This window comes from Paenibacillus sp. YAF4_2 (assembly GCF_052113225.1).
Lineage (GTDB): Bacteria > Bacillota > Bacilli > Paenibacillales > Paenibacillaceae > Pristimantibacillus.
Genome location: NZ_JBFRCT010000008.1, coordinates 132,456 through 150,960, shown reverse-complemented (window position 1 = coordinate 150,960; position 18,505 = coordinate 132,456). Strand labels below are relative to the sequence as shown.

Genomic DNA, 18,505 nt, shown 5'->3' with positions numbered 1-18,505 from the left:
ATTTATTAGGTATTCTGGGGCGTTCCRTACACTTCGAAATCCAGCACAGAATAGCCATGAGAACTTCCGCTTGATGTTCCGTATAGCCGTATATATCTTGCCTTTGTGTCCTTAAGCTTTATCTCGTCAACACCACCATCACTTTTTTTCGTGCTGTACAGATCGGTCCATTTCACTCCATCGTTCGAAGATTGAATCTGGTATGCTTTGCCGTACGCAGTCCCCCATTTCAACACCACTCGCTGAATAAGGCTTGGAGCACCAAGATCAACCTTCAGCCATTGCGGATTATTTTTTGAGTCAGAAGTCCACTGTGTCGCAGAATTACCGTCAATAGCGAGATTGGCCTGATGATCCTTCTCATACGAAGAAGAGGTAATGGCTTTGCTTTTTGCCAAATCACTCACTACCGGCGTAAGCCCCAGCTTGGGATTGGCAAGATCAAGCTTATACATCATCTGATTGTAGTTATAGCGCGGCGTTGGTTCACTGTCCGTGAAAGTATTCGTGTAAGTGGCTTCTAGGTAAATGTATCTGCCGCCGGCTTTATCGAAAAACTCATCGTGAGCCGGGTTATAGAAGGTGTAGTTGTCATGTGTAATGATTTTTTTAGCAGTTGTCCAAGGCCCCTGCGGCGCTGGTGCCTCCGCGAACCACATTTCGCCAAGTCCTGATGTACTTCCGCCCATTTGCTGCCCAAACATCACATACTTCTGGCGGTAATCATTCCATTCAACGGAGCTGCCTGCTAACGTTACGTCAGCGCCAGTATCCACATCCTTCAGCTGGTAATAACGTGTATCGTTTGCCTTAATTAATCCCAGGCTGATGAGCTCCTTCTCCTGATCCTGCTTCAGCGGTGGAGTATTCTTTTTCCAGCCCCATACGAGCTTACCCGCTGCGTCCCGTTCAAGCTGTGTATTTGCACCGTTATATGTCGTTCCCGGTTTGAGCGCCGTGAAAGACTCATATTTCGTATAGTCCTTAATCGCATCATAAGTCGCCGGCACTCGAAGATTTGGCATCCGATGCTCAGTGAATATCCAATACCCTTTGCCATTCTCCTTATAGTAGCTCGCTTGACCACCCGGATGGCGCCAGTCGTTCTTGTCGGGGAATTGGACAAGCTGCTCGAACTGCTCCGTCTGATCGTTGAACTGGAGAATCCCAAAAGCGGACAGATCCGGATTATGCGTGCTGTAGCCGGCAAGCAGCCGCTCCTTTCCGCTTGCGTCCTTAGCCGTCATTAAACCAAATACCCACGCAATATTCGCCCCATCAGACAGAGAAGGAACAAGACTTTTGACGAAGCCATCCTCTTGCGTGAAGTAATCTAAATCAACACCTACATCTGGATCGAGTCCGCCTTGCCCGGGCAGCTTCGAGGTAGCCCCTGTAACACGGAAATTCCCCAGCGGATAAGCTACACGATCCGTATCCCCCCAGAACCAATACAGCTTGCCCTTGTATTTGATCGTCTGAACGGAATCCTGACCCATGACCTTCCCGTTCAAAAGCGGCTCTTCAATCGGCGGTGTCTTGCCAAGCAATATGCTATCCCGGTAAATACCCTGACCGGTCAAGCGATACAGCCGCTCGGCGATATTCACCCGCTCCATCGTCAGCTTAATACTTCCTCCTGGTGTCACCTCAACGGCCTGCCCATAGTATCCGAACATATCCTGGGGCACCTTATAGCCGTCACTAGACAGATGAAAAAATACGGTATCATTCATTAGTCCGACTTCTTTGAACGCGACATATCCTGCACTGTCTGTATAGTAAATCATATTGTTCGTTGTTCTCAGCTCTACTGCCGGAATGCCTCGTCCGGTCTCTGAATCAACGACTTGAATGCTGAAAGGCTGCTCGTTATAGGCCTGGCTAGATACGGATACAGGTGCGGCTGTGTCCGCCGCCATCGTACTCGGGAATACAGCCAAGCTCAGCAGGATTGAGGCTACGATCCCGGATGTTCTCCGAAACTTCAATTGCATACGTTATAATCCTCCGCTTCATATAATGTCCCTATCTCATCTCATCATCTATGATGTCAGAATGAACCTCCTCATGCTTCTCCTAATCGCTCACAACACTAGATCATCGCATCACCTCCTTAAGCATTTCAAATAAATAAAGCGCTTACATTACTGTTGTAAACCAACTATTTTCACGAAAAAGAGCAGCATGCTGTCGGCAAACTGCTCCTCATTTTCGTGAACTACTTCTACTGCTCTTGCAGATTAAAAGCCGTTCCTATGAAAAAACGCTAGGCTGATCGCTGCACTCTCCAGTGATGATGAGGAGAATGTTTTAATTAATCCCGATATGCGCAGATGGTGCCAGCAAATCAAGCTCATCGAGGAGTGCCCTGACTTCCTTGGCAGGTGTATCGTAAAATCCAGCAAATTCAATCGCTTTATACCCCAGCTGTGCCGCTTTTCGAATAGTACCCATAAAGTCTTTCTCGGTTAAATCACGCAGAGTATATAGTTGAAGCCCAACAATTGGTTTGACCATAATCTCTCACTCCCATCTGTAAGAAACTATATGAATTACTTGGTTGCACGCGCTGCAGCATCGTTGTAGATCTGCAGTACTTTATCGATATCGCCCATTTTCTTCAACTTATCCGTAAATTTGGACCAGTCTTCAAAGCTGGATTTGCCCGATACAAATTTAGCCTGTTCTTCCGTTACAAAGGTTTTAACCGGGTTCATAATTTCGGAAATCTTCTGGCTTTCGTCCTGTGTAAATTGAATGCTAGGCTCACTATAGGAAGAAGGAACATAATCATTATTAGGCATTGGCAAGCTTGTCAGATAAGGCGATTTCTCAATAGGAACCTCTTCATATTTGCCATTGAAGTAGGTGTAATCCTTCGCTGCGAAGTCTACGAAGGCTTTGGAATCGTTAACCATTTGCAGACCAGGGTTATAGTTTTTACTTGCACGGATTCCGTACTTATCGCCTACTAACCATGGATCCGGTGCCGTTTTAAATTCATCATTAAAGGTTTGGACACCATCTGCTCCAACTGTATATGTCGTTCCTTCAAGCCCCCAAGTAACCATGTTGATAATCTTGTCTGTGTATTGATAGTCAACAAGCTTGATCAGATCCTCCGGAACTTTTGTTTTGGCATTGATACAGAACTGAGCCCAGCCCAGATCAGGCGTATTGCCGTTTGCAACCTCCTGCCACGATTTGCCGTAATCCGGGTTATCCGGGTAGAGAGTTACCGCGAAAACTTTTCCATCATTTACGGTTCTCGTATATTCGGCTGGAGTCGTAAACCATTGGGTTAGCCAAATATAGTTATCGCCATTCAAAGCTTTACGTTTAAGCGTATCATCCGTATCGATGGTATACTCTGGATCCAGAAGCTTCTCCGCATAAAGCTTATTGGCAAATTGCAGAGCATCCCTATATCCGTCCTCAAGAACACCATAAACATATTTGCTGCCATTCCAATAAATATCATCCTTTACATGATCCGCAGCAAATAAGGAGCGTAAGCTGTTCCATCTTGTAGCAATCGGATATTTATCCGGGTACAGCTCTTTCAGTTTCTTAGCAGCCTGGTAAACATCATCCCATGTTTCAGGAATTTTAATATTATTTTGCTGGAAAAGATCATAACGGTACGAGGATGTATTTTGAATCAGCATGCCTTTATCAGCTGGGTACCTTGGCGTTGACGTTTCTTTAAAGGTATACATTTTGCCCTCGGCATTCGTTACACGCGTCAGACCATTCTTAACCTTGCTCAAATAATTCATATAGTTCGGCATAAGATCCTTGTACTGACTTAACTCCAGGATCTGACCTTGCTCTGCCATTTCAGTCGTATCGTAAAACAATGGAGTGACGAAGAAGTCCGGCAGATCATTACTAGCAATCATTAATTTCAGCTTTTCATCGTATTCGGAGGACGGAATATAGTTGAAGTCAATATTAACCTTCCTGCCCATATACGCTTCCATTTCCTTCTGCCATTCTTTACCCATCATACTGTTCTCGTTATCTACACCATTAGATGGCAGCGCTACCGAAAAGCTCAAAGGCTTGCTATCTGTCGCACCTGTATTCGAACTAGTATCTGGTACGTTAGTATTATTCGTATTATTGGTACAGCCTGCTACTGTGAGAGCCAACATGGAAGCTAAAAGCAAAGACGTGGTCTTTCTTTTCATACAAACCCCTCCTGTATAATTATTGGTTTACAGCATGAAATGAGGCTTACTAGATACAACGCGGTGCTATCACCTCCCAAGTAGAATTCCCATTACTACAGTGCCTACCATTCCCCTAACCCTTAATCGAACCAACCAGCACCCCTTTTGTGAAATGCTTCTGGAAGAACGGGTAGATACACATGATGGGGAACATCGTAATAATGATGACGCTCATTCGTACAGCCTGAGGATCAAGAGAATCCCCCGCCTGATTAATCGCAACGTTGCCAGCGCCAACCCTTCCTGCAATAGCATTGGTATCCATGGTGAACAAATAGTTTCTTAATACCATCTGCAGCGGATATTTATCCTGATCCTGGAGATAAACTAATGCCTCAAACCAGCTGTTCCAGCTTCCTACAAGTCCAAATAAAGCAAACGTAGCAAGCAGTGCTTTCGATAAAGGCAGAATGATTCGGAACAGGACAACAAGATCATTGGCTCCATCCATTAAGGCCGATTCCTTAAGCTCGGATGGAATATTCATGAAAAAGGTTCGAAATAGAAAGACGTTGTATGCTCCAATGGCACCTGGAAGAATCATGACCCACACCGTATCTAGTAAATGCATGCTTCGCATCAGCAAATAAGTAGGAATCAAGCCTCCGCCAAAGAACATGGTAATCATAAGAAAGATCGTCAGAAATTTTTTTCCGACAAACCCCTGAACCGTAAGCGGGTACGCAAACAAGGATGTGAATAGCAGCATGAGACCCGTAGAGCCTACAGCATAAAGAATGGAGTTGATATAACCCTTAAATATAAAGGGGTCCTTGAATACGGTTGTATATGCTTCAATATTGAAGCCTTTAGGCCAGACGGTCACACTGCCTGAAGAGATGAATCGGGAGCTGCTCACAGACGTCGCTATAATGTTCAGGATTGGATACAGCACAGCGACCAGAATCATCAGCATGATAAGAATGTTAACCGTGTCAAAAGCTCTGGAACCAAAGCTCATCTTTTTCATTGCTTCTCATCTCCTAGAACAAACTTGTATCTGAAACCTTACGACTGATCCAGTTGGTCAGATACAGAACAATGAAGGATATAACGGACATGAACAAGCCAATAGCCGTCGTGTACTCATATTGCGCTCCCAATATCCCCTGTCGGTATACGTAGGAGCCTATGACATCCGCCACGCTGTACGTTTCAGGCGAATAGAGCAATATAATTTTTTGGAAGTCTGTCCCGAGTACTCCGCCAACAGCGAAGATAAGCAGGATAACGGTTGTAGATCGTAATGAGGGCCATGTGATATGTACAATTTTCTTCCACCGATTGGCGCCGTCCACTTCCGCTACATCATAAAGGGTAGGATCGATACCGCTTAACGCAGCCAGGTAGATGATCGTACCGAAACCAATCCCTTGCCATATGCCCGATGAAATGAAGATGGTTCTGAAATAATCTGGTTCGAGCAGAAACATGATGGGCGATCCGCCAAAAAATGAAATGATATCATTAAAAAGTCCGTCTCTCGCCGTAAACTCCTTGATCATACCGGCAACGATAACAACCGAAATAAAATGTGGGAAATAAGAAACCGTTTGTACAACTTTTTTAAACCTTTTGTTTCGCAGTTCGTTAAATAGTAAAGCTAGAATGATTGGAGCAGGGAAAGACCAGAACAACGTAAATACCCCTAACAATAAAGTGTTCTTGAGCACCCTGAACGCCATCGGATCATGAAAGAAAGTGTTAAAGTATTTAAATCCAACCCATGGGCTATCCATTATTCCTTTAGCCGCACTATAATCTTTAAACGCAATTAGAATGCCGTACATTGGAAAGTAGCAAAAGATTAAGACAGTCAGAAAACCCGGTAAAACCATCAAGTAAAGATATCGATGTCTCATGATCCGCGACCATAAGCTTCTATTGGTTGTCTCCAAAAAAACACCCCTTCAAAATCCTTTTTTTTCAAATTAGTATACCAACTAACCATTTTTCGACTGCAATTTTAAGCCATACAGATAAAATTCACCTCTACTGCGATACTTTAGTTGGAAAAGTTAGGAAACTAACTGGATTGGAAGCGTATTCAATTTTGAGCCAGAATAAGATGCCTCCTGCACGATATCCAAGTGATGACAAGCAAACCCACATGATTTAAGTATAGAAAGGAGCATGGCCACTAAGGGATGCGATTCAATAGGAACGGCTTATCTCCCCCTCCCAATCTTATTATACTATGTTAAAATTAACACATACTTTTTGAGACGTCAATACAGTTTTTATCCTACATTTTCCTATTATTTAAGTTAAAGTTAGTATAGGTTAGTATGCCAACCCTTTAACATAGGCTAAAAGCCCGATTCGACGACGAATCAGGCTCCTCACATTTTGTCACGCATCATTCTACCGAATTGCCGAAATCGATAAGGCGTCATATGATGTCTTCTTTTGAATAACTCATAGAAATAGCTGACATTCTCAAGACCGGTGTCCAAGCTAATATCCAGGATGTCCATATCCGAGTTAAGCAGCAAATTCTCAGCGTAAGACACTCGCAGTTCATTAATGAATTGCGTAGGTGAGGTCTTCAGATGCAGCTTAAACATTCTGCACAAATAAGCATGTGATTTGCCTGACAATTGGAGTAAGGCTGATGTTCCCCTTGTAAAATGCTCTTTTTTCCTCATCTCCGAGCAAAGCGCCAGAAACCAATCCGGTTGTCCATAAGGATTATCCTTTTCAACTGTAATCCTTATATAACGGGAGAATAAATCCGTCAGCAAAGCCCTCACCTCTGCTTTGACAACCAGCTTCTCGTCCGAAGGAGTTACATTCATCTGGTCGAGCCGGTAACGCACATATTCCTTTTCCGTCTTGGACAACAGGATTGTTGGGGGTAATTCCGGTTCAAACAGTTTTTCACTTGGAAATCCAGCCCCTAAGAAAGTGAACAGCTCATCAATAACCTCTTTATAAAAAGAAAGATTAATGAACTGGCAGTCCCCTTCATTCGATTGCTCATAGCAATGAACATCCCGGTCGCGTATGAACACAAGCGTATTCTCCTGCAGGAGCTGTCGCGTGCCGTTAATCACGTGAACAACACTGCCTTTTAAGATAAGAAACAGCTCAAAAAAATCATGGGTATGCATACCAACTGTATCGTTAATGGAAGTGATTAACCGATAGTGAGCTTGAATTTCTGGGTCTATCCCATCTGCTGCAAGAAGCTTTAACATAGCTGCCACCTCCTGTTCTTTCGCATGTGGTTAAATACCATGTCAAAATACCATAAAATATATTAAATATAAACAAGATTTTATGTCCTTCCTTCTATTACGATTAGCCTGACTAGACAAACGACGGAAAGGAGATCTCGAGCAATGAATCTGATTGAACAACGTCAGTTATTCGAAGATAACAAACGCATTTATGAAAGCGCAAAGCTTAGCTTCCTAGGCATCCCTGGCTTCGACGTCTATAATCCATCAATTCCGTTCGAATGGAACGGTAAGCGCTATATATATGGCCGAGTAGAAAAACGAGAGGAATGGGCCCGCTCCTGGGTACGTTTGTTTGAACAAACCGGTCCGGATGAGTGGACTCTAGTTCCAGGCAGCATGATCTATCAGCTTGAAGATCCCTATATCAGCATGGTTGATAAGCAGCTTGTCCTAGGCGGCACGCATGTCCGTTACAACTTAGGACAATTGGATACGTTCTACGGTTATTTTTACAAAGGAACAGATCTTCAAGATCTTCTCTATTTCACCACGGGTCCGGATCGCATGAAGGATATCCGGCTAGTCCAGCTTACTCATAATAAAATCGGCGTATTCTCCAGACCGCGGAGTGAAGAAGTGCGTCAAAAATACGGCAGTGAATCTCTCATCGGCTTTACCGTCATCAACAGTCTTGATGAGCTGTCCTCGGAGATTATTGAGAACGCACCGCATATCCCTGGACTATTCCAGAAGGATGAATGGGGTGGCTGCAACCAAGCATACCTTCTAGAGAGCGGTAAAGTCGGTGTCATTGGACATATTTGTTATAGATCAGACGATGGTACGCTAGCCTATATGAATATGTCATTCGTATTGGATCCGCTAACCAATCACTTCACCGATCTTAAAATTATTGGCACTCGCCCTTGTTATCCTGAAGGACCTGCTAAAAAGTCTAATCTGACGGATTGTGCCTTTACAGCCGGCATCGAGATGCGGCCTGACGGCAGGGTCAATCTTTACAGCGGGATCGGTGATACCGAATCTGGCCGTATCGTCATTGATTACCCGTTCGAACAGGAAGGGCCCATCGTAACCTTCCCCCTATAACCTATGAAGCTCATATAAGAAAAGGAGAATTTTAAAATGGCGAAAACACAACGAATCGGAATTATCGGCAGCGGCGGAATTGCCGCTGCCCATGTAAGAGCTTATAAGCAGCTGGCTGATGTTGAGATTGTAGCGGTCGCCGATGTAATCTCCGGCAAAGCAGAAAGCTTCATTGATAAAGAGCAGCTGCATGGAGCAAGTCCCTTTGAAGATCACCGCAAGCTGCTGGAGCTTGATCTGGACGGCGTCAGCATTTGTACGCCAAACGCGTCGCACCATATTACAACGGTAGACGCTTTACGTGCCGGCAAAGCTGTACTGCTTGAAAAACCGATGTCCGTTACCTTGCAGGAAGCGATTGATATGGTCCATGCTTCCCAGGAATCCGGCAGCATGCTGACAATCGGCTTCCAACCTCGTTACGACCCTAATATGAAGGTCGTTAACGACATCGTCCAATCTGGTAAGTTGGGCAAGGTCTACTTTGTAGAGACTGGCGGCGGACGCAGACGCGGCATGCCGGGCGGTACCTTCATCCGCAAGGATCTGGCAGGTGCTGGTGCCATGGCAGACATCGGATGTTATTCCCTTGATATGGCACTGAATGCTCTTGGCTATCCAAAGCCGCTTACCGTATCGGCGTATACCTCCAATCATTTCGGCACCAATCCTACTTATCATCCGGAAGCAGCCAAATTCGATGTGGAGGATTTTGGAGTAGCGCTTGTCCGCTTTGAGAATGATCTGGTTCTGCAATTCAAAATCTCATGGGCTATGCACATGGATTCCCTCGGCTCCACGATGTTCCTTGGTACAGAAGGTGGTCTTAAAGTAAATCCTTTTGGTACAGGGAACTGGTCGGGCGTTTGGGATGGCCGTGTCGGCGATATGAAGCTGTTCCATGATTTCATGGGCAAGCAAACGGAGACTCCAATCCCTGTAACCAATTCGGATACCAACCTGTTCTTTGAGAAGGTTCGTGACTTCTCCGAGGCTGTACGGGAAGGCCGTCCCGCTCCTATTCCTGGAGAGCAGATCGTCATTCAGCAAGCGATTATCGACGGCGTACTCCGCTCCTCCGCTCTGAAGAGAGAAGTCGCTATCGAGCTGCCTTTCTGATCATTTAATAAATTCAAAATAAGATAATGGCGCCATTGGGAGAAATCCCGATGGCGCCATATTTGCTAGCCTTCCATTCGCTCCCATTCAAAGCCAAGAGCCTTAAGCACTGCCCGTGCAATAACCATATGGCCAGCCAAACCAGGATGCACACGATCAGAAGCGATTGCAGTAGGATGGATATATTTGAACTGCGAAGCAAATGCCGCTTGGATATCGACGAAATGGGCACCTGATCGCTCGGCAACTCTTTTAGCAGCCTGACCGAATTCATCCATCCGTTTGCGCATCCAATCTTCAGGATTTGGCTCCAAATAGAATGGCGTCATAAGGACAACTCCCTGAAGTCCTTGCAGCCCTTGCTGTGCTGATGTCACCAGCTCCTCCAAGGTTTGCTCATATTCCTCCAACAGAACATGCGATTCCGGAATAAACGGCTGATCAAATTGTCTCCATACATCATTGATACCAATCATAACAGTCAGCCAATCCGGTTTAAGATCTATCACATCCGTCTGCCATCTCGCTTTTAAATCGCGCACAGTATTACCGCCAATTCCCATATTGGTTACTCGGATAGACAGTTCCGGATAAGCAGTCGCAAGCAAAGCATCCACCAAGGCTACATAACCTTTGCCTACGCCCTGAAATAATCCTTCCCCTTGCGGAAATTTACGTTCGCAGTCGGTAATCGAATCACCAATCATCACAAGCCTTTGTCCTTGCCCAAGCTTCATCATTTAAACTACCTCCTTTGATTTAACAAGACGAATGGTCTTCACTTCAAATGGCCGGAATTGCAGATGAATTCGTTCATTAATGACAGGCAGCTCCGTTTGGTTATTTTCCAGCATATCGGTCTCAAACAGAGTGGAATAAGGCAGTCCGGCACGAAGGCCGCAAGACACCGAAGACCCTTTGCTTTCATATAGTCGTATAATCCAATCCCCAGTTCCATCTTCGGCAAGCTTAACCGTCTCTGCAATGATATTCGCCTGATCAACTTGGAGGAGAGATTGTTCGATCAGGCTGCTGGCTCCATGCAAAGTATACATTGGATAATTAAGTTCATAAGCTTCCTGAATGACCCGGCTGTCGTGAAACGTCCCGTCCCAGAATAGGAAGCCGTAAGTGAATTGTTGTGTGCCTTGATCAGATGTCTCGTCCGGATAGGACGGTGAACGAAGAAGTGTCATACTGATCGTTTGATCTTTTACCGCAACCCCATACTTACAGTCGTTTAACAGTGCAAAGCCACGGTTCGTCTCCGCTAGCGCGGTCCACTTATGCTGGCTTACCTCGAACCGGTCCGCATCATGCGGCCGGGAAGCGTGAGTAGGCCTGCGTACATAACCGAACTGAATCTCCTGCATGGATTCATTAGCATGAACATTAACCGGAAAATCAACACGCAGCATCTTATTCTTCTCATTCCACTCCACCGTTGTATGGAACTCAACTCTCCGGCTTCCGGAACGAATCCGGATATCCTGCACGATCGTCGATTGATGAAGCTTCCGTTCTATACGAACACTAGCAAAGAGTGGTCCATTAGCCGTGACCGTAATCTCAGCCTTGTCCTCCAGTGCAACTCTGGACGCTTGATAACGGCGATCAATCTCCCAGGCATCAAATGCGGAAGGCTGGTCCCGGTACATTGCTATAACGTTGCATGAATCCGCTGCCCACTCGGTACCCGTCTGCTTATCAACGATACTGATGAATTCACCTCGATCATTCATTTCAATAGCCAGATACTCATTTTCCAGGTGTGACTCGGTTGCCGTAACAGCTGAGGATGCGATTGTTGGCGCTAATTGATCTTCTTGGATGACGATATATGTCGACCAGCCCATAGCCGGTGACGCCAGCTCGGCATATAGGGTACCTTCATGCCTTTGTACCGACACCATCTTCCCCGAATGATCTGCTATCGCACGAACGCCATCCGGCAGGGCAACAAGCTCCTTCCTATCCCAGGAAAGCGAATTAAATACGGTTACACTTGCTGAATCTTTCCCTGCCAAAGAAGCTCTGACCTCGTCAGCCATTTCATGTATCGTCCCATGCAGCTTGGTCAGCTCAGCCTGTGCCTCTTCATGGACACGATGAATAGATGTACCCGGCAAAATATCATGGAAGTGATGCAATAACAGCTGCTTCCACAGATGGTCCATTTTCTCGTACGGATAAGCTTTTGTCTGAAGCAGCTCCGCCGCCGCACCCCATAATTCAACCTCGCGGAAGCCAATTTCCGTCTTACGATTCAACCGCTTTAGCTTCGCCTGAGTCGTATACGTCCCCCGGTGGGCAGGATAGTACAGCTCTCCAACGTATTTCGCATCCGGAATACCTCTCTCCACTTGATCTTCAAAATAATCAATTGGCGAGCCTTGTCTCGTCCGAGGCACACCTTCTAGATTTTCGAGCCGGCGCAGGAATTCCATATCATCCCGGTTAGCCCCGCCGCCACCGTCTCCATGTCCGAATTGCACGAGTCTGGATGAAATACCGTCCTTCTGCACACGGTCGTTCCACTGTCCGATTAGGAACGATGGATTAACCCGAATCGGATAATCGCCATAATCCAGCAGATGTGTCAAAATTTCCGACCCATCAATCCCCTCCCACATGAACGTGTTATATGGGAATGGATCTACCACATTTTCATAGGTCTGGAACATCTTCACCGATGCAAAATAGTAGATTCCGCAGCCTTTCATAATTTGCGGCATATTGCCGGAATAACCAAATACATCAGGCAGCCAAAGCATTTGGTTGTCCTTGCCGAACTCCTCCTGGAAGAACCGCTTGCCATGAAGGAACTGGCGAATCAAGCTTTCCCCGCCTGCTAGATTCGTATCGGACTCCACCCACATTCCCCCTTCAGGAATGATCCGCCCTTCTGCTACCCTCTGCTTGATGCGTGCATACATCTCCGGGTAAAGCTCCTTGGCCAGTTGGAACAAATAAGGTTGACTCTGAGTGAATTGATACTCTGGATATTCATCCATAAGTGCGAGCTGATTAGACATCGTACGGGCAATTTTCCGTCTCGTCTCTTCGATCGGCCACAGCCAGGCAATATCAAGATGAGACTGCCCCATTAGGAACAGGAGCGGTGATGTTGAACCGTTGACACATTCCAGGAGCGGCTGCATCAGGTCTCGGCAGAACTTCATATGATTTGCAAGCTCCTCCTCTTCCAGTCCGAAATCAACGGCGGCTATCACTTCCGTCAAACAACGGTTAATTTCCGCAGCCCGCAGCGAGTTGGCATCCGTGAACTTAAGAACCTGCCACAAGCATTCGAGGTCTATGAAAAACTGATAGACATCCTCTTCAAAAAGACATAAATACGACTCACCAAACACGGGCTGTTGGCCGGAATGACCTGCGTAGGCTTCAGCAACGAACTCGAATTGTTCACCTTCCCGGCTATTACGAGTCAATGTCACATCGTGATGCTGCATATCCATTGCACCGCTAACAACTCCGTTAATGTAGAGGGTCGCTTCCGAGCCAAAATCCGCAAGGATCACCAGTCGCTTACCCTCCGCTTCCTTCGGAGCAACAATGGTTGCACGCAGCCAGAGATACATCCAATTACTACCCCAATGTTCACCAGGATGTATTGGCTCGAACCCGTAATCACTAATCTCTGAATAGGAAAGGCGTTCATTCGTGATAAAACCGGTAAATTCGACAGACGATAATTTTCTATAAATCAACCTTTGCTTGGCCCTAAGCAGGTTTTCAAGTTGATACTGAATCTCTTTTCTCGTATTCAAATCCGGGTTCACATCCTATAGATTCGTCTTTGTTGTATCAAAAATTAGAAATTCGCAGTGTTGCAAGTCCATGACAAGGAAGCGTCAGGCTAACTTTAGATCTGCCGTCCGGCAAGATCATGCGCTGAAGCGCTTCTTTATGTTTTCCGTCAAGCTCAGCTGCAGTGACATCGCACGAATCGGCGCCAATCATAACCGAGAAGCTCGAACACTCTAAGCTCGAATTGTATAATCTTACGAGGATATCCTCACCATCCCGCTGCATGGAGCTGATTTCAATCGAAGGATCCGTAACCTGCAAAAGCGACATGTCTTGAGCGTTATTAGAAGATAACCGAATATGTACTGGCAGGAGTGGTTCTGTCCAACGCTGTGATTCCTGCGGAATGCCTGCGAGGTCCCAACGATCACTATGCGGCAAGATCGCGTAATGCATCTCTTGAACATCCTGAAGTGGTCGCTTACCCCACCAGAAGCCGCCTTCCCCGCTCCAGCCTAGTGTAAGAGCAAGCGGTTCATCTTCCCCATGCGAATAATCCGTCGTATGATCGGAGAAAATTGCGAGACCGCTATTGCTTTGCTCATCGTATACGTCCACCCAATTGAGGATGATATTATGCTTAATCTCATCCCAACGTTCATAGTAAGTATTCGAATGACGGCTTTCCGTTACATCAAAGGCGGAATTTTTATATAGTTTCCCGTTGCTAAGAGCAATCGGGAATCGAGCCTGCAGCTTAGAACGGGTATTATGATGGGATTTTCTGCGTTCAGTGCTTCGATTCTCTGGTGCGATTTCCCAAGGGTCACCAATCCAAGTATCGCTCTTAAAATGGAAACGTACATGGAAATCAATTGTTCGCCTGCCTTTGGCAACCGATAAAGTCGTTACATAATCGGTGTCTGCGAATGTCCCTTTCATCTCGATCACAACACGGAGCGGACCGTTTTCTTTTACATTTACAACAACAGGAGACTCCGTGCTGCTTGCCCATCGCGCTTCGGAGATGAGATAGCCCGTAAATTCATTAAACGGACGATCTGGAGAAGCGATTGAACGGTTTTGTTCCCGGTCAAATAACGCTGTAATGACACCGCCTCTTGTCGAGTCGATATGAATCTTATATAAATCGGTCGTGATTACGGCATGATCGTCATGTACAACAACACTCGCGTGGTTATCATCCTGTTTAGGGTAAGCATCTGTCTCAGAAGCAGCCTGCTTCAGATGCTCAATAACATAATCGCGGTAGCCCATTGCAGGAGGCTCTGCTTCAAAGAGCAGTTTACAAGCATAAAGAGAGCCATCCTCGGGGGATACCCGAGTCGGAACGATTTGACTAGGAATCTGCTTGCCTTCGGCGTCTTTCACAAGAATGAAATTCGTTAACCCGGCTGCCGGAATTTCAATTTCGACTAATTCCTTCCGCACGATGCCTGCTGTATTAAATACTCGAATGCCATATCCATGAGCTCCACTTCCATCATCATTTGATTCCGGACAAATACTGTCCATCGCCTGGTCACGAATCTCATTAGCAATCCGCTCAGCCATCCAACTTTGTGCTCCTGCCTGCCACGCCCATTGATCACGTCCAACTCTCGTTGTTGCACAAATCCAGGCATCATGATGCTGGGACAAGAGCAATTGATCCCAAGCTTCTCGAAGCTTATCCGTTGGATAAGAGTAGCCGCCTAACATACTAGCAATAGAGGCCAGCTTCTCTGCCGCAAGGACCGCTTGCTCTGCCGAACGCACCTCTCGCGACATCCTTTGTAGAGTCCCTTCACCCCAAGGCAATGTACAACGGATATCCTCCTGAGTGAAATGCCATTCTTCGGAGGGCTTCGCCGCAATTTCATCTATATATTCGCGCCACGTGACATTTTGAATATAATCCGCTTCAAGCCACGGCCTCGCCTGCCAACCCAGATCCTGCAGGAAGCTGCCAACGGGATTTGTTATCCCTTGCGCAATACACTTATCTACAAATTCAGGCTTCATATATCCGGCTTCTGACTCCCAGCAATTAAGAAGCTCTTCGCATGCATATCTCGGTACACATGGGATCGATGATCCATCCGGTCCAACCCATAACACCATTTCGTAATTTGTCCCTGAAGCATAACCGCCCCATCCCGTACCCGGATTTTTAAGCACAGCACGCTTATAACCGAGTGAACGAAGAATTTGAGGATAGCTGCTGCTCCAGCAAGGCTCTTGTGTCGCATAAGTATCGATGATGATACCAGGAAAATGCTTATGAATAATCTCTTTACCGCGTATTAAATGCCGGATATTGCTTTCTCCGCCGATCACCCAGCCATACGGCTGGGCATAACTGCCCGCCACCATTTCAACACGATCGGCGTTGTCCAGCAGATGACTCTTAATTGCATCATACGAACGGGGATCCGTCCGGCGCAGCGCTTCCCAGGAGATCGGCTCAATATCAAGGCACAGCTTCCATGCCGGATTCTCCTCAAGACGTCGAATGACATCCGCCCAAGAGCCTAGCGGCATATGACCTTTTATACCGCCATGATAGCCATCTACGAAATAAGCCTTCTTGACCTGATTCATCCCGTTCACCTGCCCTAATTGTTAATCATTCGTTCCGAGCGTACGGGCCTGGACACCTTCAAAACTGATCTCTACGGGACGAATCGTATGGTCCTCATTAAAGATAAGCCTATCGATACACACTACCCGATGATTCGCAGCTGTTTCTGTGAGAGGGCGACGATGATAGACAATATAAAACTCATCCGTATCTGGTATTTGGATAAAGCCGTGATGGCCAGCACCAGTTGCAACGTTAGGATCCTGCTGCAGAATCGTATCCTTCCTCTCGAATGGTCCGACCGGTGAATCCGCCAAAGCATATGCTACGCGATAGTCTGGTCCGCCCCATCCACCTTCCGCCCACATGAAGACGTATTGGCCGTTCCGCTTAATCATACAAGGCCCTTCTACATAACCCTCCGGTGTCACTTCCCGATAAAGACTGCCATCCTCGAAGGGAAGCAGGCTAATCATATCCTCGCCAAGACGGACGACATTACAATGCCCCCAGCCTCCGTAATAGAGGTATCTCTGGCCATCTTCATCCTCAAAAACATGCGGATCGATCGGTTGTGCTCCATGGTAGAACTGGTCTATCAAAGGCTTGCCAATCGCATCACGGAAAGGTCCCTCTGGTCGGTCAGCTACCCCGACACCAATGCCCCCAACTTCGTCATTACTCTGAATATCATTTGCTGAGAAATAGATATAGTATTTTCCATTACACTCAATTGGCGAAGGCGCCCATACCGCTTTATGCGCCCAATCAAAATCCTCAATAGTAAGAATCCGTTCCACCTTCGTCCAATTGACCAAATCATCCGAATAAAAGGCATCCAGGAAAAGCTGCTCCTCATATTTCGCGGAGAACGTCGGATAAATCCAGTACCGCCCATTAAAAATTCTTGCTTCCGGATCGGCATACCAGCCAGGAAATACAGGATTGCCACTTAACATGCTATTATTCATTCATTAATCCTCCTATTCTGTTCTCAGAAAGTATGTATACGAAGAAGAAAAAGTAGATTCGTCATTTTATATCATTCTTATAGAAGGCGAGTTTATCACCAACATATCCCTCAGGATTAAGCGCTTACACAAAGCTACTAATCTCGATCTGACCTCCCCTCTTTGTTTACTATGAACTTGGCAGCCAAACTTATTATGCTAAGCAAAACAAGTTCACACACTATCTTGGAACTTATAGTAATACGAACTCCTAAATATTTCAAACCTTTTTTGTACAAATAGGAGCATATTCCCACTTTACTCTCAATATCCATGGCGAAATCTATGGTTATTTCGACTTTCGGACAAAAGTTAGTATACCATTTTCATTTGGGTTAAGTTATAATCAAGGAAATGTTGTTATGAGGTGACTCGAGAATGAGTGAAAAAGAAACTGCACTGCCCAAGTACCAGCTCGTTAAGGACTATGTCTTAGCTCAAATAGAGAATCAGGAAATTACCAAGGATGATCGTATACCAAGCGAATCCGAATTTTCCAAAATGTTGAATGTGAGCTCGATTACAGTCAGAAAAGCACTCTCCGAGCTTGTTAATGAAGGCGTTATTTATCGCATACGAGGAAAAGGAAGTTTCGTAGCGGCGAATCAAACGACCATATCGGAAAAAGCATCCAATTTAGTCGCCTTCGTCATCTCTGGCGTTGAAATGTACGACAGCTCGTACATGCAAATTATGAAAGGCATTCAATCCTTTCTAGGCAAACATGATTGCAAACTGATCATTGAGTTTGTGGAGAATAATTTCGAGGAAGAACGCGACCTTATTCTAAAATTGCTTCAGTCGGGTATACGAGGACTTCTCATTTATTCCTCAGATCCTGTCGCAGCAAAAAGCTATCTTAATGATGTTCGTAAGAAATCGATTCCATTTGTCATGCTTGACCGGTATCCTGCAGGTTATCCCGTCAATGTGGTGACTTGTAATAATCACGACGGGGCTTATGAAGCTGTGGAGTATTTGATCCGGAATGGACATACACAGATCGGATTTGCCGCTTACGATTTCCATCTCAGTCCAGAGGTAGACCGTTATAACGGTTATAGCAACGCGATCGCTGATGCTTCCCTTCCTACCAACAAGAAGCTCCTGTTCCTGGAGAAGGAATTAGATTATGATGCGCTCACCCGCCAAATTCAGGAGGGAGACATTACGGCACTATTCTGCGCAAATGACAAACGTGCCCTAGAAGTGCTGGAGCAGCTAACCAGCCGGGGCATTCGAATTCCAGAGCAAATCTCGCTTATGGGCTTCGATGACTTTGAAAGCTCTAAATTCGCTAAAGTCGCATTAAGTACGGTTAAACAATATTTCGACGTTCTAGGTTATGAGAGTGCCAAGCTGCTGTTTGAAATCAGCGAAGGTAATTCCTATGGCAACAAAAAAGTAATGCTTCCTACAAGTCTAGTGATCAGAGATACGGTTAGACCGGTCTAATAGGCACAAAATAGAGGTGCAGGGAGCTATCCA

The 18,505-nt window shown here is 45.9% G+C and carries 13 protein-coding genes; 3 read left to right on the top strand and 10 right to left on the bottom strand.

The annotated features are described in order from the left end of the window. Positions 1–5: 5 nt before the first annotated feature. The 6 genes from AB4Y93_RS19305 to AB4Y93_RS19280 form a co-directional block, all read right to left on the bottom strand. Positions 6–1,997 carry a discoidin domain-containing protein gene (locus AB4Y93_RS19305; RefSeq protein WP_441894480.1) on the bottom strand — a complete coding sequence of 664 codons (1,992 nt, stop codon included), beginning with the start codon at positions 1,995–1,997 and terminating at the stop codon, positions 6–8. Between the two features lie 316 nt (positions 1,998–2,313). Further along, positions 2,314–2,520 carry a hypothetical protein gene (locus tag AB4Y93_RS19300; protein ID WP_441894479.1) on the bottom strand — a complete coding sequence of 69 codons (207 nt, stop codon included), beginning with the start codon at positions 2,518–2,520 and terminating at the stop codon, positions 2,314–2,316. Positions 2,521–2,555: 35 nt separating this feature from the next. Further along, complete coding sequence (locus AB4Y93_RS19295) at positions 2,556–4,196, bottom strand: extracellular solute-binding protein (protein ID WP_441894478.1); 1,641 nt, start codon at positions 4,194–4,196, stop codon at positions 2,556–2,558. Between the two features lie 115 nt (positions 4,197–4,311). Further along, positions 4,312–5,208 (bottom strand): carbohydrate ABC transporter permease, encoded by an 897-nt coding sequence (locus AB4Y93_RS19290; protein WP_167276867.1) that lies wholly within the window; start codon positions 5,206–5,208, stop codon positions 4,312–4,314. Positions 5,209–5,221: 13 nt separating this feature from the next. Further along, on the bottom strand, positions 5,222–6,136 hold the full coding sequence (locus tag AB4Y93_RS19285) for an ABC transporter permease (protein WP_441894477.1): 915 nt from the start codon (positions 6,134–6,136) through the stop codon (positions 5,222–5,224). A gap of 444 nt (positions 6,137–6,580) precedes the next feature. Continuing rightward, entirely contained in the window at positions 6,581–7,438 is an 858-nt protein-coding gene (locus tag AB4Y93_RS19280) for a helix-turn-helix domain-containing protein (protein WP_167276859.1), read from the bottom strand. 144 nt (positions 7,439–7,582) lie between these two features. Here AB4Y93_RS19280 and AB4Y93_RS19275 point away from each other — a divergent pair, with 144 nt between their 5' ends. Further along, positions 7,583–8,533 (top strand): MTP-1 family protein, encoded by a 951-nt coding sequence (locus AB4Y93_RS19275; protein ID WP_441894476.1) that lies wholly within the window; start codon positions 7,583–7,585, stop codon positions 8,531–8,533. Positions 8,534–8,569: 36 nt separating this feature from the next. Continuing rightward, on the top strand, positions 8,570–9,652 hold the full coding sequence (locus tag AB4Y93_RS19270) for a Gfo/Idh/MocA family protein (RefSeq protein WP_441894475.1): 1,083 nt from the start codon (positions 8,570–8,572) through the stop codon (positions 9,650–9,652). Between the two features lie 65 nt (positions 9,653–9,717). Here AB4Y93_RS19270 and AB4Y93_RS19265 read toward each other — a convergent pair whose 3' ends face one another. The 4 genes from AB4Y93_RS19265 to AB4Y93_RS19250 form a co-directional block, all read right to left on the bottom strand. Next, positions 9,718–10,389 (bottom strand): SGNH/GDSL hydrolase family protein, encoded by a 672-nt coding sequence (locus tag AB4Y93_RS19265; RefSeq protein WP_441894640.1) that lies wholly within the window; start codon positions 10,387–10,389, stop codon positions 9,718–9,720. 3 nt (positions 10,390–10,392) lie between these two features. Then, positions 10,393–13,254 carry an alpha-mannosidase gene (locus tag AB4Y93_RS19260; RefSeq protein ID WP_441894474.1) on the bottom strand — a complete coding sequence of 954 codons (2,862 nt, stop codon included), beginning with the start codon at positions 13,252–13,254 and terminating at the stop codon, positions 10,393–10,395. Between the two features lie 226 nt (positions 13,255–13,480). Then, positions 13,481–16,027, bottom strand: coding sequence for a glycoside hydrolase family 38 C-terminal domain-containing protein (locus AB4Y93_RS19255; RefSeq protein ID WP_441894473.1), 2,547 nt, complete (start codon positions 16,025–16,027; stop codon positions 13,481–13,483). A 21-nt stretch (positions 16,028–16,048) separates the two neighbouring features. Beyond that, on the bottom strand, positions 16,049–16,978 hold the full coding sequence (locus tag AB4Y93_RS19250) for a glycoside hydrolase family 43 protein (RefSeq protein ID WP_441894472.1): 930 nt from the start codon (positions 16,976–16,978) through the stop codon (positions 16,049–16,051). 417 nt (positions 16,979–17,395) lie between these two features. Between AB4Y93_RS19250 and AB4Y93_RS19245 the strand changes: the two genes are divergently transcribed. Continuing rightward, positions 17,396–18,472 carry a substrate-binding domain-containing protein gene (locus AB4Y93_RS19245; RefSeq protein ID WP_441894471.1) on the top strand — a complete coding sequence of 359 codons (1,077 nt, stop codon included), beginning with the start codon at positions 17,396–17,398 and terminating at the stop codon, positions 18,470–18,472. Positions 18,473–18,505: the final 33 nt, after the last annotated feature.

Coding starts and splice junctions, on each gene's coding strand:
- AB4Y93_RS19250 (WP_441894472.1), bottom strand. CDS start 16,978: ATGAATAATAGCATGTTAAGTGGCAATCCTGTATTTCCTGGCTGGTAT.
- AB4Y93_RS19290 (WP_167276867.1), bottom strand. CDS start 5,208: ATGAAAAAGATGAGCTTTGGTTCCAGAGCTTTTGACACGGTTAACATT.
- AB4Y93_RS19300 (WP_441894479.1), bottom strand. CDS start 2,520: ATGGTCAAACCAATTGTTGGGCTTCAACTATATACTCTGCGTGATTTA.
- AB4Y93_RS19255 (WP_441894473.1), bottom strand. CDS start 16,027: ATGAATCAGGTCAAGAAGGCTTATTTCGTAGATGGCTATCATGGCGGT.
- AB4Y93_RS19270 (WP_441894475.1), top strand. CDS start 8,570: ATGGCGAAAACACAACGAATCGGAATTATCGGCAGCGGCGGAATTGCC.
- AB4Y93_RS19260 (WP_441894474.1), bottom strand. CDS start 13,254: ATGTATCTCTGGCTGCGTGCAACCATTGTTGCTCCGAAGGAAGCGGAG.
- AB4Y93_RS19280 (WP_167276859.1), bottom strand. CDS start 7,438: ATGTTAAAGCTTCTTGCAGCAGATGGGATAGACCCAGAAATTCAAGCT.
- AB4Y93_RS19275 (WP_441894476.1), top strand. CDS start 7,583: ATGAATCTGATTGAACAACGTCAGTTATTCGAAGATAACAAACGCATT.
- AB4Y93_RS19295 (WP_441894478.1), bottom strand. CDS start 4,196: ATGAAAAGAAAGACCACGTCTTTGCTTTTAGCTTCCATGTTGGCTCTC.
- AB4Y93_RS19265 (WP_441894640.1), bottom strand. CDS start 10,389: ATGAAGCTTGGGCAAGGACAAAGGCTTGTGATGATTGGTGATTCGATT.
- AB4Y93_RS19245 (WP_441894471.1), top strand. CDS start 17,396: ATGAGTGAAAAAGAAACTGCACTGCCCAAGTACCAGCTCGTTAAGGAC.